Source organism: Sphingobium sp. WCS2017Hpa-17, from assembly GCF_031843765.1.
Lineage (GTDB): Bacteria > Pseudomonadota > Alphaproteobacteria > Sphingomonadales > Sphingomonadaceae > Sphingobium.
On the sequence record NZ_JAVTIV010000007.1, the window covers coordinates 170,423 to 185,512 of the forward strand.

Annotated in this window: 7 protein-coding genes and 1 tRNA gene; all 8 read right to left on the reverse strand. The window is 63.4% G+C overall.

The genetic code is table 11. The features are described from left to right. Positions 1-59: 59 nt before the first annotated feature. The 8 genes from RQH62_RS12850 to RQH62_RS12885 all read right to left on the reverse strand — a co-directional run bounded on the left by RQH62_RS12850 (position 60) and on the right by RQH62_RS12885 (position 14,457). Positions 60-133, reverse strand: a tRNA-Gln gene (locus RQH62_RS12850). Positions 134-375: 242 nt separating this feature from the next. Next, positions 376-4,662, reverse strand: coding sequence for a DNA-directed RNA polymerase subunit beta' (rpoC, locus tag RQH62_RS12855; protein ID WP_311269146.1), 4,287 nt, complete (start codon positions 4,660-4,662; stop codon positions 376-378). 26 nt (positions 4,663-4,688) lie between these two features. Next, on the reverse strand, positions 4,689-4,877 hold the full coding sequence (locus RQH62_RS12860) for a hypothetical protein (protein ID WP_311269147.1): 189 nt from the start codon (positions 4,875-4,877) through the stop codon (positions 4,689-4,691). A 9-nt stretch (positions 4,878-4,886) separates the two neighbouring features. After that, positions 4,887-9,053, reverse strand: coding sequence for a DNA-directed RNA polymerase subunit beta (gene rpoB, locus RQH62_RS12865; RefSeq protein WP_311269148.1), 4,167 nt, complete (start codon positions 9,051-9,053; stop codon positions 4,887-4,889). 321 nt (positions 9,054-9,374) lie between these two features. Next, the gene (locus RQH62_RS12870; protein WP_311269149.1) at positions 9,375-10,715 is read right to left on the reverse strand and encodes an aminotransferase class V-fold PLP-dependent enzyme; all 1,341 of its coding nucleotides are present in this window, start codon (positions 10,713-10,715) and stop codon (positions 9,375-9,377) included. Positions 10,716-10,799: 84 nt separating this feature from the next. Then, on the reverse strand, positions 10,800-12,128 hold the full coding sequence (locus RQH62_RS12875; protein ID WP_405053547.1) for a cell wall hydrolase: 1,329 nt from the start codon (positions 12,126-12,128) through the stop codon (positions 10,800-10,802). Between the two features lie 110 nt (positions 12,129-12,238). Beyond that, the gene (gene cysK, locus RQH62_RS12880) at positions 12,239-13,156 is read right to left on the reverse strand and encodes a cysteine synthase A (RefSeq protein ID WP_311269150.1); all 918 of its coding nucleotides are present in this window, start codon (positions 13,154-13,156) and stop codon (positions 12,239-12,241) included. Next, positions 13,153-14,457, reverse strand: coding sequence for an MFS transporter (locus tag RQH62_RS12885; protein WP_311269151.1), 1,305 nt, complete (start codon positions 14,455-14,457; stop codon positions 13,153-13,155). Before RQH62_RS12885 ends, cysK begins: the two co-directional genes overlap by 4 nt. Between the last annotated feature and the right edge of the window lie 633 nt (positions 14,458-15,090).

Consider the following 15,090-nt stretch of genomic DNA (forward strand, 5'->3'; position numbering starts at 1 on the left):
GGATCATGCACGGCAACAGTCAAAGTGCAAGAATTAAGCGACCGATTTATTTTGGGATTTGGATGCCCGACAAGGACTCGAACCTTGATTGACGGAGTCAGAGTCCGCTCTCTTACCATTAGAGGATCGGGCATCAATCCTGAGCGCACCGCGCTTGGGACGCCGCAGATAGGCGGGGTTGCAGAGTCGGTCAAGCGCTTTTCTGATATAATTGCATGACTTTTCCGCAGACCGGCCGCGTCGGATTCCCATCGGACAAAAAGAAAGCCCGCCGGACGCAGATGCGTCCGACGGGCATATCTTCCCGTCCTCGCGGAAGGGAAGGGCTGGGAGCCGCACTCCATATAGGGTGCGGCTCCCAGGCTTTCAAAGGGCTTATTCGCCGTCGCTCTTCAGCAGGTAATCGCCCGCGTCCGCGTCGCTGCCATGGGTTTCCCCTTCGACAGCCGCCAGCGGATCGTTGCCGATCGCCGCTTCCGGACCTTGTGCCAGCTCGGCAGCCCGTTCGGCAGCCGCCGACTTGGGTGCGATCAGGTCCACCTGGCTGGAGGCGCGCAGCGCGGCTCGCAGCGCCGCGTCACGCGACGAAGCGGCAACGCGCAGGCGGTTCATGCCGGCACCGGTACCCGCCGGGATCAGGCGGCCGACGATGACGTTTTCCTTCAGGCCAACGAGCGTGTCCTTCTTGCCCTGAACCGCCGCTTCCGTGAGGACGCGAGTGGTTTCCTGGAAGGAGGCCGCCGAGATGAACGAACGGGTCTGGAGCGAGGCCTTGGTGATGCCGAGCAGCACCGGCTTGCCAGCAGCGGGCAGGAAGCCCGGCTGGAGCTTGGCGTTGATCTCGTCCATTTCCTCGCGGTCGATCTGCTCGCCCACCAACAGGGTGGTGTCGCCGGACTCGATGATCTCGACCTTCTGCAACATCTGACGAACGATCGTTTCGATGTGCTTGTCGTTGATCTTCACGCCCTGCAAGCGATAGACTTCCTGGATTTCGGCGACCAGATATTCAGCCAGAGGCTCGATACCCAGCACTTCCAGAATGTCGTGCGGATCGGGCGAACCGCCGATCAGGTTGTCGCCGCGCTTCACGAAGTCGCCTTCCTGAACGTCGATCACCTTGCTCTTGGGGATCAGATATTCGACCGGCTCGCCGCCATCTTCGGGATTGATGGCGATCTTACGCTTCGCCTTATAATCCTTCAGGAACTGCACGCGGCCCGACACCTTGGCAATGATCGCATTGTCCTTGGGCTTGCGGGCTTCGAACAGCTCGGCAACACGCGGCAGACCACCGGTGATGTCGCGGGTCTTGGCGGCTTCACGGCTGACACGCGCCAGCACGTCACCGGCCTGAACCTGCGCACCATCGTCGACCGACAGGGTCGCGCCGACCGCCAGCATGTAGCGGGCGGCTTCGCCGCTATTGTCGTCCATCAGGGTCAGGCGCGGACGAAGATCTTCCTTCGTACGGGCCGCACCGCGATGTTCGATCACCACGCGCTGGGCGATGCCGGTGGCTTCGTCGGTCTGCTCGGTCAGCGTCTTATTGTCGATCAGGTCGACATACTTAACGATACCGGGCTTTTCCGTGATCACCGGCATGGTGAAGGGATCCCACTCGGCGAAGCGTTCGCCCTTCTTCACGGCATCGCCATCTGCGAACAGGATGGTGGCGCCGTAGGGCAGGCGGTGCGTTTCGCGTTCGCGGCCTTCGCTGTCGATGATCGCGATCTCGCCGTTGCGGGCGAGCGACAGACGGCGACCGTTCTTGTCGGTGATCGTCGGCATGTCGCGCAGTTCGATCGTACCGTCGGCCAGAGCCTCCAGGTTCGACGTTTCGTTGAAGTTCGCCGCGCCGCCGATGTGGAAGGTACGCATGGTCAACTGCGTGCCCGGTTCACCGATCGACTGGGCCGCGATGACGCCGACGGCTTCACCGATGTTCACCGGCGTACCACGGGCCAGGTCACGGCCGTAGCACTTGCCGCACACGCCCATCCGGCTTTCGCAGATCAGCGGGCTGCGGATCTTCACGGCCTGCGTGCCGATCGCTTCGATCTTCGCGATCATCGGCTCGTCCAGCAGGGTGCCGATCGGGATGATGACGGTGCCGTCCTTGGTGTCGACGATGTCCTGCGCCGTGGTGCGGCCCAGGATGCGCTCGCCGAGCGAGGCGATGACCGAACCACCCTGAACGATGGCCTTCATCTCCAGCGCCTTTTCGGTGCCGCAATCTTCCTCGACGATGGTGCAGTCCTGCGACACGTCGACCAGACGGCGGGTCAGGTAACCCGAGTTCGCCGTCTTGAGCGCGGTGTCGGCCAAGCCCTTACGGGCGCCGTGGGTGGAGTTGAAATATTCAAGGACGGTCAGACCTTCCTTGAAGTTCGAGATGATCGGCGTTTCGATGATCTCGCCCGAAGGCTTGGCCATCAGGCCGCGCATACCGGCCAGCTGCTTCATCTGGGCCTGCGAACCACGGGCACCGGAGTGGGCCATCATGTAGATCGAGTTGATCTGCTTCTGGCGACCGGTTTCCGGGTCGATCGGCATCGCACGGATTTCGTCCATCATGGCGTTCGCCACCACGTCGCCGCAACGGCTCCAGGCGTCGATGACCTTGTTGTACTTTTCCTGCTGCGTGATCAGACCGTCCTGATACTGCTGCTCATAGTCGGCCACCAGCGCCTTGGTTTCGGCGACCGAGCCTTCCTTCGAATCCGGGATCACCATGTCGTCCTTGCCGAACGAGATGCCGGCCTGGAATGCGTGGCGGAAGCCCAGCGCCATGATGGCGTCGGCGAACAGCACCGTGTCCTTCTGGCCGGTGTGACGATAGACTTCGTCGATCACGTCGCCGACGTCCTTCTTGGTCAGAAGGCGGTTGACGGCGTCGAAGGGCACCTTGTGCGACTTGGGCAGACATTCGCCCAGCAGCATGCGGCCCGGCGTCGTTTCGAAGCGCTTCATATACTGCTGACCATTTTCGTCGGTCTGCGGCACGCGGCTGATGATCTTCGAATGCAGGGTGACGGCCTTGGCATAGAGGGCCTGATGGACCTCCTGCATGTCGGCCAGCAGCATGCCTTCGCCCGGCTCGCCCACGCGCTCCATCGACAGATAATAGATACCCAGCACCATGTCCTGCGAAGGCACGATGATTGGCTTGCCGTTGGCAGGCGACAGGATGTTGTTGGTCGACATCATCAGCACGCGCGCTTCCAACTGGGCCTCCAGCGAGAGCGGGACGTGGACGGCCATCTGGTCACCGTCGAAGTCGGCGTTGAAGGCCGAGCAGACGAGCGGGTGCAGCTGGATCGCCTTGCCTTCGATCAGGACGGGTTCGAACGCCTGAATGCCAAGACGGTGAAGCGTCGGCGCGCGGTTCAGCATGACCGGATGCTCGCGGATTACCTCGTCCAGGATGTCCCAGACTTCCTTGCGCTCCTTCTCGACCCACTTCTTGGCCTGCTTCAGGGTCATGGACAGACCCTTGGCATCCAGACGCGCGTAGATGAACGGCTTGAACAGTTCGAGCGCCATCTTCTTGGGCAGGCCGCATTGATGCAGCTTCAGCTCAGGACCGGTCACGATGACCGAACGACCCGAATAGTCGACGCGCTTGCCGAGCAGGTTCTGACGGAAGCGGCCCTGCTTGCCCTTGAGCATGTCGGACAGCGACTTTAGCGGACGCTTATTGGCGCCGGTGATGACGCGGCCGCGACGGCCGTTATCGAACAGGGCGTCGACGGCTTCCTGCAACATGCGCTTTTCGTTGCGGACGATGATGTCCGGCGCGCGCAGTTCCATCAGCCGCTTCAGGCGGTTGTTACGGTTGATGACGCGACGATACAGGTCGTTAAGATCCGACGTCGCGAAGCGGCCACCGTCCAGCGGCACCAGCGGGCGCAGTTCCGGCGGAATGACCGGCACGACGTCGAGGATCATCCATTCGGGGCGGTTGCCCGATTCCAGGAAGCTCTCGACGACCTTCAGGCGCTTGATGATCTTCTTGGGCTTCAGTTCCGACTTGGTGACGGCCAGTTCGTCCAGCAGCGCCTGCTTCTCGCCTTCCAGGTCGAGGTCCATCAGCATCTGCTTGACGGCTTCAGCACCGATGCCGGCGGAGAAGGCGTCTTCGCCATATTCGTCCTGCGCGTCGAGCAGTTCGTCCTCGGTCAGCAGCTGGAACTTCTCCAGCGGCGTCAGGCCCGGTTCGGTGACGATGTAGGATTCGAAGTAGAGGACGCGCTCCAGCTGCTTCAGCTGCATATCGAGCAGCAGGCCGATGCGCGAGGGCAGCGACTTCAGGAACCAGATATGCGCGACCGGTGCGGCCAGTTCGATATGGCCCATGCGCTCACGGCGCACCTTGCTCACGGTAACTTCGACACCGCACTTTTCGCAGACGATGCCCTTATACTTCATGCGCTTATACTTGCCGCACAGGCATTCATAATCCTTGATCGGACCGAAGATGCGCGCGCAAAACAGGCCGTCACGCTCGGGCTTGAACGTGCGATAGTTGATGGTTTCCGGCTTCTTGATTTCGCCGAAGGACCAGGACCGGATGCGCTCGGGCGAGGCAAGGCCGATCTGAATCTGGTCGAAGGTTTCGGCCTTCTGGACCGGGTTTGCGAAGTTGGTCAGTTCGTTCATTTTTTCAGTCCCTTGATGGGGTGAATTCAGTCAATCTGCGGCTTGGGCGCGCGAAAGGAGCGGATCATCCGGTAGGTCCAAAGGCATGCTAGTGGCGTACATGCGATGGCCCAGAACCCATGACGCTCCCACTGGAAGAAGGCGAAACTGAGCCAGATCACGAGAGCGGTCAGCCAACCGGCTGTCTCTGCAAATTTGGCCAGTTTCGCGTTCATTCCTGTCCCTTACTCCGCCGCTGCCGCGAAGCCGTCGTCGTCTTCGGCCACGGGGTCCATGGACGCGAGTTCGACGTTGAGGCCCAGCGAGCGCATTTCCTTGACGAGCACGTTGAAGGATTCCGGAATGCCGGCTTCGAACGTGTCGTCGCCCTTGACGATCGCCTCATAGACCTTGGTACGGCCGACCACGTCGTCCGACTTCACCGTCAGCATTTCCTGCAAGGTATAGGCAGCGCCATAGGCCTGGAGCGCCCACACTTCCATTTCACCGAAGCGCTGGCCACCGAACTGCGCCTTACCACCCAACGGCTGCTGGGTAACGAGCGAGTAGGGCCCGATCGAACGAGCATGGATCTTGTCGTCGACCAGGTGATGCAGCTTCAGCATGTAGATGATGCCGACAGTCACCTTACGGTCGAAACGGTCGCCGGTGCGGCCGTCGAACAGATCGCTCTGACCCGACGTGTGCAGGCCTGCGCGTTCCAGCATGTCCGAAACGTCCGCTTCGCGGGCGCCGTCGAACACCGGGGTTGCCATCGGGATACCGCGCTGGAGATGCTCGGCCAGATCGATGATCTGTTCAGGCGAACGGGCTTCGATCTGCTCGGCATAGCGCTCACCATAGGAGGTCAGCAGCCGTTCCTTGACCGCATCGGGCATGTCGCCCGGCTGCGGGTTCGGATTGGCCTCACGCCAGTCTTCCAGCGCGTGCTTCAGCTGCTGGCCAAGGCCACGGGCAGCCCAGCCCAGATGCGTTTCGAAGATCTGCCCGACGTTCATGCGCGACGGCACGCCCAGCGGGTTCAACACGATGTCGACATGGGTGCCATCTTCCAGGAACGGCATGTCCTCGATCGGCAGGATGCGCGAAATCACACCCTTGTTCCCGTGACGGCCGGCCATCTTGTCGCCCGGTTGCAGCTTGCGCTTCACCGCGACGAACACCTTGACCATCTTCAGCACGCCCGGCGGCAGCTCGTCGCCACGCTGAAGCTTGTCGACGCGATCCTCGAACTTGTCGACGATCGACTTCACGGCCTCGTCATACTGGCCCTTGATCGCTTCGATCTGGGCCTGACGGCTGTCGTCCTCGACCGCAAACTTCCACCATTCGTGGCGCTCGACTTCGTCCAGCAGGGCCTCGTCGATGACAACGCCCTTCTTGACGCCCTTGGGCGCGGCCGAAGCGGTCTGGCCCAGCAGCATTTCCTGAAGACGGTTGAAGGTCGCACGGTTCAGAATGCCACGTTCGTCCTCACGGTCCTTGGCGAGACGGTCGATTTCCTCCCGCTCGATCGCCATGGCGCGTTCGTCCTTGTCGATGCCGTGGCGGTTGAACACGCGGACTTCCACGACGGTACCGGCCACGCCCGGCGGCAGACGCAGGGACGTGTCGCGCACGTCGCTGGCCTTTTCACCGAAGATCGCGCGGAGCAGCTTTTCTTCCGGGGTCATCGGCGATTCACCCTTGGGGGTGATCTTGCCGACCAGAATGTCGCCCGGCTCCACTTCGGCGCCGATATACACGATGCCAGCCTCGTCGAGGTTGCGCAGCGCTTCTTCGCCGACGTTCGGGATGTCGCGGGTGATGTCCTCCGGCCCCAGCTTGGTGTCGCGGGCCATGACCTCGAACTCCTCGATATGGATCGAGGTGAAGACGTCGTCCTTCACGATCCGTTCGGAGATCAGGATGGAGTCTTCGTAGTTGTAGCCGTTCCAGGGCATGAACGCGACGAGAGTGTTCCGGCCCAGCGCCAGCTCGCCGAACTCGGTCGACGGGCCGTCGGCGATCACGTCGCCGGCTTCGATCAGGTCGCCCACCTTCACCAGCGGACGCTGGTTGATGCAGGTGTCCTGGTTCGACCGCTGGAACTTCTGGAGCGTGTAGATGTCGACGCCCGACTGGCCGGCTTCGATGTCGCCGGTTGCGCGGATGACGATACGGGTCGCGTCGACCTGATCGACGATGCCCGCACGCTTGGACGCGACGGCGGCGCCGGAGTCACGGGCGACCGTGCCTTCCATGCCGGTGCCTACGAACGGCGCTTCGGCCCGTACCAGAGGCACGGCCTGACGCTGCATGTTCGATCCCATCAGCGCGCGGTTGGCGTCATCGTTTTCCAGGAACGGAATGAGCGATGCGGCGACCGACACCAGCTGCTTGGGGCTGACGTCCATCAGGGTGATGTGGTCCTTGGGCGCCATCAGGAACTCGCCGGCCTCACGGGCGGAGATGAGATCCTCGACGAAGGTGCCGTCGGCATTCACTTCGGCGTTGGCCTGCGCGATCGTGTGCTTGGCCTCTTCCATCGCCGACAGATAGACGACGTCGTCGGTGACCTTGTTGTCCACGACCTTGCGGTACGGCGTTTCGATGAAGCCGTACTTGTTGACGCGGCTGAAGGTGGCCAGCGAGTTGATCAGACCGATGTTCGGGCCTTCCGGCGTTTCGATCGGGCAGATACGGCCATAATGGGTCGGGTGAACGTCGCGGACTTCGAAGCCTGCGCGCTCCCGCGTCAGACCGCCCGGCCCAAGGGCCGACACGCGGCGCTTGTGGGTGACTTCCGACAGCGGGTTGGTCTGGTCCATGAACTGCGACAGCTGCGAGGAGCCGAAGAATTCACGCACGGCGGCCACGGCGGGCTTCGCGTTGATCAGGTCGTTCGGCATCACGGTCGACACGTCGACGGACGACATGCGTTCCTTGACCGCGCGTTCCATGCGCAGCAGGCCGACGCGATACTGGTTTTCCAGCAGCTCACCGACCGAACGGACACGACGGTTGCCGAGGTTGTCGATATCGTCGATTTCGCCCTTGCCGTCCTTCAGGTTCACCAGTTCCTTGACGACCGCGAGGATATCCTCGGTGCGCAGGGTGGTGACCGTGTCCTCGGCGTCGAGGTCGAGGCGCATGTTCAGCTTGACGCGGCCCACGGCCGACAGGTCATAGCGTTCCGGATCGAAGAAGAGGCCGGCGAACAGCGCTTCGGCGGTTTCCTTCGTCGGCGGTTCGCCGGGGCGCATGACGCGATAAATGTCGCTCAGGGCCTGGTCACGGTCTTCGGCCTTGTCGGCCTTGAGCGTGTTACGAATCCACGCGCCGGTGCCGACATGGTCGATGTCGAGCAGTTCGAGGCGGTCGATGCCCGCCTTATCCAGCTTTTCGAGATTCTCAGGCGACACCTCGTCGCCGGCCTCGATGTAGATTTCACCGGTGCTCTCGTTGATGAGGTCATAGGCGCTGTAGCGGCCATAGACTTCCTCGGTCGGGATCAGCAGCGTGGCCAGACCGTCCTTTTCCGCCTTGTTGGCGGCGCGGGGGCTGATCTTGTGACCGGCGGCGAACACGACTTCGCCCGACGCGGCATCGACAATGTCGAACGCCGGCTTCAGGCCGCGCCATGCTTCGGGGAGATAAGGGATGACCCAGCCGCCTTCACCGCGGACATAGGTGACCTTGTTGTAGAATTCGCCCAGAATTTCTTCCGGCGTCAGGCCCAGCGCGAACAGCAGCGCCGTGACCGGCAACTTGCGCTTGCGGTCGATACGGACGTTGACGATGTCCTTAGCGTCGAATTCGAAGTCGAGCCACGAACCGCGATAGGGGATGACGCGCGCAGCGAAGAGATACTTGCCCGACGAGTGGGTCTTGCCACGGTCATGGTCGAACAGAACGCCCGGCGAACGGTGCATCTGCGACACGATGACGCGCTCGGTGCCGTTGACGATGAAGGTGCCGTTGCCCGTCATCAGGGGCATGTCGCCCATGTAGACGTCCTGCTCCTTGATATCCAGAACCGACCGGGTTTCGGTATCCTGATCGACTTCGAACACGATCAGGCGCAGGGTGACGCGCATCGGCGCTGCATAGGTGATGCCGCGCTGACGGCATTCCTCGACGTCGTACTTCGGGTCTTCCAGCTCATAATGGACGAAGTCCATTTCGGCGGTGCCGGCGAAATCGCGGATCGGGAAGACGCTGCGCAGCGTCTTTTCCAGGCCCGACACATAGCCGATCGACGGATCGGAACGCAGGAACTGTTCGTAACTCTCCCTCTGGACCTCGATCAGGTTCGGCATCTGCACCACTTCGTGGATGTCGCCGAACACCTTGCGGATGCGCTTCTTAGCGCCGGTGTTGCTGATGGGGGGGAGAGCCTTGGTCGCCATGCGGTTCCTGCCTGTTACCTGTCTAAACGTCGTCAGTTCGTCGTGTTTTTCCGCATCCCGGCGAAAATTCAGTCGAAGCGCCATGGAGCAGCGGGTGATTCGCACCCTGCATTCCACACAAAAAAGTGCGGGCCGGGACTGTCCGATCCGCACTATCAGCACCTGATGACCCGTCGAAAGTCGCCCAATTCCGCCAGCTTCGCGCGCAATTCGATGCTGGACCCCGAGCGATCCGGGGGACGGTCGACCAACAACGTATAGCGTCGCAGGACAACCGGATTGACGCCGATATAGGCGTTATGTCCCTGTTTGTGAAGGGGGTCAGCTAAACAGCCCGCGCTCGGCCCGGATCGCGGCCACCAGCCGGTCCAGTTCGGCGCTGGTGTTGAACAGGGCTGGTGTTACCCGCAGCACCGGGCCGGACGCCAGGCCGGCCTTGGCCACGACCAGCAGTCGATATTTCTCCAGAAACAGTGCCGCTGCCCTCTTCGCATCGTCCGGTCCCTTCATGCCGGGCAGGCGGAAACCCGCGACGGCGCCATGGCGGTCCGGTTCGTCGGGCAAAAGCATCTCCAGCCCTTCGATATCGCGCACCCGGTCGGCCCAATAGTTACGTAACCGCAATAAATGCCGATATTTGGCCGTCGCGCCGATCGTCTCATGCACTGTGATCGCGCGCGGCACCGTCAGTCGTGCGGCGAAATCGACCGTCCCGGTTGGGATGCGCGCGCGAATATCCTCCCGCCCATGGATGCGATTGCCCAGCCAGGGGCTGATATCCTGCAACCGGTTCTTGCGGATATAGATGCCCCCGGTGCCGAGCGGCGCGGCCAGCCATTTGTGCAACGAAAAGCCGATAAAATCAGCGCCGGTGTCGTCCACTGTGAAGGGCAGGTGGCCCACCGCCTGCGCGCTGTCCAATATGGTGTCCACCCCGCGTGCCCGCGCCATGTCCACGATCGCCTTGACCGGCGGCACCAGCCCGCTGCGGTTGGACAGGTGCGTCAACAGCAACAGCTTTGCACGCGGGGTGTTCTTCAATATCTTCTCATAGGCCGCCAATATATTGGCCTCATTATGCGGTTCCGGTAGCGAGAAGCGCACGATCCGTGCGCCCCGGCTCTTTTCCAGATAGTCGCAGGCGAACTGCATCTCGTCATAATCGACATCGGCATAGATCACGGCGTCGCCCGGTTGCAGCAGCGCATAATTGGCGATCAGCGCATAGAGCGCCTCCGTCCCGCCCCCGGCCAGCGCGATCTCTTCGGTCGATGCGCCCAGCAGCTTGGCGACGGCCGCTCGCGACTTGTCCAGTTCGACGTCGCGAGGATGGCCGTAGGCCGCATTGCGCAGAAACAGTGCATGATGGCGATTTACCCAGCGCGACCGCGCCTCATAGGCGGCCTGCACCGGCAGTGTCATCGCGCCATAATAGGCCGCGTCGAAGGTGGCGACAGTGCGGTTGACCTGATAGAGCGTCCCCAACATGCGTTGCGCGAGCTTGAAATCCTCCATATCGACCGGGAAGTAGAAAGGCGGATCGGCCGGCCATGCATTGGCCGGGTCGCCCAGGCTCAGCGCCGCGCCGGGCTCGCTGGTGCCGATCGCAAGGCCGCCGGCCAGCGCGCCGCCACTCCCCAGGAAAGCCCGCCGCGTCACCATGTTCGTTCCTCGCTAAGAATGTAATAACATACCATAACGAGGTTGCGCGGCAAATCCACCAGATGCGCAGCACGATTCACCCGTTTATTTCGGTGTCTCACTTGCCGGCGTGACGGGCGCGATCTTCACCGTCTCGAACCGCTCCTTGCGGCGCACCCCCGACAGGCCCGGTTCGGCCACACCGGTGGTCGGGGTCACCGTCGGGATGCGCTGGCGCATGCATTCGCCCTTTGCGGCGCGGGGTGTCTGCGCGCAATTCCACAGCGCGCGTTGCAACCCGCTGCCGGTATTGTGGATATAGGCGAAGCTCATCGTCGCCATCTGCCCGTCGCTCAGCGGCAGGCCGGCCGGCACCGTGCCGGGGCGCCAGGCCATGATCCGGCATTCGGCCCGGCCCGCGCAAAAGGTCTGCGCCATCGCCGGCCAGCTATCCGCCGCGCCGCTGCCGGGCAGCTCGACCAGAAAGCTTTTCGCCCCCGGCGCGATCGCGATCAGCCGCACGCCGGCCACCGTCTTGCCGAGCGACTCCGCGCCGATCGCCTGTAGCGGCTTCGCAGCCAGCGCGGCGGCGGCCTCGGCCGTCAGCACCGGCGGCGGTGTCAGCGGCGCATCCGGTCCGCCCTTATGCGCGGGCGAGAAGCGCGCGATCCGGCCGATCAGCGGCTCCCCCTTGTCGATGCTCTGGCGAAAGGCCGGCGGTGTCCCCCACCAGCCGCGCCAGCGAAAGAAGAGGTGCGTGCCGACCGCCGTGATCTTGTCCAGGCTATCGCTCCAATAGGGCACGACCCAGTCGGTATGATAATGGGTGGCATGGCCGACCGGCCTGTAGACCTTGCCCGCCAGCGCGCCGCGCGCAATCTCCTGCGCGCGTGCCCAAGCCGCCTGACTGGGCGTGCGCGCCAGTGCCCCATCGCAACTGAAGGTGAACTGGCAGCCGGTGCGGCGTTCCTGCCCCTGAAACACCACGCCGCATACCGTCTTGGGGAAAGCGGGGTGGCGGACCCGGTTCAACACCACCTGCGCCACCGCCTGCTCGCCGACCGCATCGTCGCCGGCCTCATAGATTTCCGCCGCCGCGAGGCAGTCGACGGCGCGGGCCAGGTCCATTTCGGAGCCTGAAAACAGAAAGGGCCGGGCAGCCGGATTGGGGTCGCGGGAGAAGGGTATGGCGCTGTTGAGCGCTACAGCCTGATCCCGCTCCAGCGCATAGACCTGCACCGGCTCGACCGGGGGAGGAGGTGTGGGCGGACGCGTCATTCGTGCCGCCACAGCGGCGGCAAAGTGCGCCGGCACATCACCGGATCGCTGTCGGCTTTCCCAGGACGCGACACCCATGGGCAGGCCGACGAACAGCAAGGCCCAGACGATCCAGCACAGCAGGGTAGGCCAGTGGGGGAGGGAGGAAGAATGGATTCGGATCACGCGCGACTGGTTTCCCAACTCCGTTCGCCCTGAGCCTGTCGAAGGGCGCGGTCCCGTCATAGGGGCAGCGCGCGCTCCGACAAGCTGTGAAGCGTCCTGCCTTATTCCGGCAGGAAGTCCGGCACCGACAGATAACGTTCGCCGGTATCATAGTTGAAGCCCAGCACACGGCTGCCGGCGGGCAGTTCCTTCAGCTTCTGCGCGATCGCCGCCAGCGTGCCGCCGGACGAAATGCCGACCAGCAGGCCCTCCTGCGTCGCGGCGCGGCGGGCATAATCCTTGGCATCGGCCGGATCGACCTGAATCACGCCATCCAGCAGCTGGGTGTGCAGGTTGGCCGGGATGAAGCCCGCGCCGATACCCTGAATGGGGTGCGGACCGGGCTGGCCACCGCTGATGACCGGCGACAGTGTCGGCTCGACCGCATAGACCTTCAGGTTCGGCCACGCCTTCTTGAGCACTTCGGCCACGCCGGTGATGTGGCCGCCCGTGCCCACGCCGGTGATCAGCGCGTCGATCGGCGTGTCGGCGAAGTCGGCCAGGATTTCCTGCGCCGTGGTGCGGACATGGACGTCGATATTGGCCGGGTTCTCGAACTGCTGCGGCATCCAGCTGTTCGGCGTCTGCGACACCAGCTCCAGCGCGCGCTCGATCGCGCCCTTCATGCCCTTTTCGCGCGGCGTCAGGTCGAAGCTGGCGCCATAGGCCAGCATCAGGCGACGCCGCTCGATCGACATGCTTTCGGGCATGACCAGCACCAGCTTGTAACCCTTGACCGCCGCGACCATGGCCAGACCCACGCCGGTATTGCCCGACGTCGGCTCGATGATGGTGCCGCCGGGCTGCAATTCGCCGCTGGCCTCGGCCGCCTCGATCATGGCGAGGGCAATGCGGTCCTTGATCGACCCGCCGGGGTTGGACCGTTCCGACTTCACCCACACTTCGGCATCACCGAACAGCCGGTTGATGCGGACATGCGGCGTATTGCCGATGGTTTCGAGAATCGTGGCAGCTTTCATGAAGGCTTCTCCTGGCTGTTTTCCGCTCGCCCGATGTCGGGTGGATCGAAGCTACGTGCAAGGCGCAATTCAGGAAAGAGTCGCGCCCAGATGATGGTGATGATGATAGCACCGACGCCGCCGCCGATCACCGCCGCGATCGGCCCGACCATGGCGGCCAGAAAACCGGACTCCGCCTCGCCCAGTTCGTTGGAGGCGGAAATGGTGAGCTGCGACAGGCTGGACACGCGCCCGCGCATGGCATCGGGCGTATGCAACTGGACCAGCGACTGGCGCACGAACACAGATACCATGTCCGCGCCGCCCAGCACCACCAGCGCAGCCACGCCAGCCTCCACCGCTATGTCGCGCGGCAGGAAGGCGGTGCAGCCGAACGCGATGGTGGCGAGGCCGAACAGAATGACCGCGCCCAGCATCTTCAGGCCGACCTGACTCTTCATCGGGCGGAAGGAAAACCATAAAGCCGTAACCGCCGCGCCGATGCCGGGTGCGATGGCCAGATGGCCATAGCCTTCCGACCCGACATGCAGGATGTCACGGGCATAGACCGGCAGCAGCGCCGTGGCGCCGGCCAGCAGCACCGCGAACAGGTCCAGCGTGATCGTTGCCAATACCAGCCGGTTGCCCCTCACATAGGTGAAGCCGTCGATCATCTGGCGGATGGGGTGGCGACCCTGCTGGCGTGGCGGTTGCGGCACCGGCCCGATCATCAGCATGGAAACAAGCCCGACCCCAAACAGGACGGCGGACAGCGCATAGGCGAACCAGGGTTCCATCGCATAGGCATAGCCGCCCAGTGCCTTGCCCAATATGTCGCCCGCCTGCCAGGCGACGGAGGACAGGGCGATGGCATTGGGCAGCACCGCCGCCGGCACCAGATTGGGCGCCAGCGCGCCATAGGCCGGCCCGTTGAACGCACGGGCGATTCCGACGATGACCGCGATGAAGAAGATCAGCGGCAGGCTGACCCATCCTTCATAGGTGGCGAACGCCAGCAAGGCCGACGCCATGGTGAGCAGGGCCAGCGTGAGGCGGGTGATGATCCGCCGGTCATAATGATCCGCGACCCATCCGGTGACGGGCGTCAGCAGGAACAGCGGCAGGAACTGGGCGAGGCCGATCAGGCCCAGCTGTGCCGACGCGCCGGCCGTCGTCATCGTTTCGCGCGCGATATTATAGGCCTGCCACGCCAAGATGATCATCATGCTGTACTGCGCCAGCGTCGCGCAGAAACGCCCCACCAGATAGGCCCGGAAATTGGGAAATTGCAGCGGATGGCGGGATGGGGGGGAGGCCGTCATGCCGATGGCTTTAGCGGGGCTTATATTGCCGAAGCAACAGGCCCGCGACCCGCCATGCAACAAGATTTGCTTTGCGACCTATGAGCGGAGACGGGGGAGCAGATGGGTATGGCCGATCGACGGACCACCGGATGATTCGGGATGTCGGTGGCGACGGGTGGGCTTTGCAAGGTCACTCCGGGGTCACTCCATGGGCGAGGAGCGAAGTTCACACCGTCGCTGGCGACGAGAAATGGTAGAAAATCCGCGACGATGCACTGCTCAAGCGCCATGAAGGTCACCGACATGCGCCGGCAACGCGCCCTTAGGGTCGTTGCGCCGCGCCGGTCAGGGCATGACAAGGCGCCGGTCGGATCATGCCTGCGTGACGGGGTGAGCGGATCGGGCGTGCCGGGATGAGGGGCCGAACGGGTTATCCGACAGGACAGATCAGAGATTATCCTACATTGGTAGTGGCCTGTCATGTGGACGGCCAGATGGCGGGTTTTGAGCAGAAGCGGACATGTTCCCCCTCCCGTTTACGGGAGGGGGCTAGGGGGTGGGCTGGACGTCGCGACAGCCCACCCCGCTGCGACTAACGCGCTGCGCGCGCAAGTCTCGCTGCCCCTCCCGCAGGCGGGAGGGGAATGGCCG

Excerpts from the sequence above, each read along its gene's own strand:
- rpoC (WP_311269146.1), bottom strand. The coding sequence starts at position 4,662 with ATGAACGAACTGACCAACTTCGCAAACCCGGTCCAGAAGGCCGAAACC.
- cysK (WP_311269150.1), bottom strand. The coding sequence starts at position 13,156 with ATGAAAGCTGCCACGATTCTCGAAACCATCGGCAATACGCCGCATGTC.
- RQH62_RS12870 (WP_311269149.1), bottom strand. The coding sequence starts at position 10,715 with ATGGTGACGCGGCGGGCTTTCCTGGGGAGTGGCGGCGCGCTGGCCGGC.
- RQH62_RS12860 (WP_311269147.1), bottom strand. The coding sequence starts at position 4,877 with ATGAACGCGAAACTGGCCAAATTTGCAGAGACAGCCGGTTGGCTGACC.
- RQH62_RS12885 (WP_311269151.1), bottom strand. The coding sequence starts at position 14,457 with ATGACGGCCTCCCCCCCATCCCGCCATCCGCTGCAATTTCCCAATTTC.
- rpoB (WP_311269148.1), bottom strand. The coding sequence starts at position 9,053 with ATGGCGACCAAGGCTCTCCCCCCCATCAGCAACACCGGCGCTAAGAAG.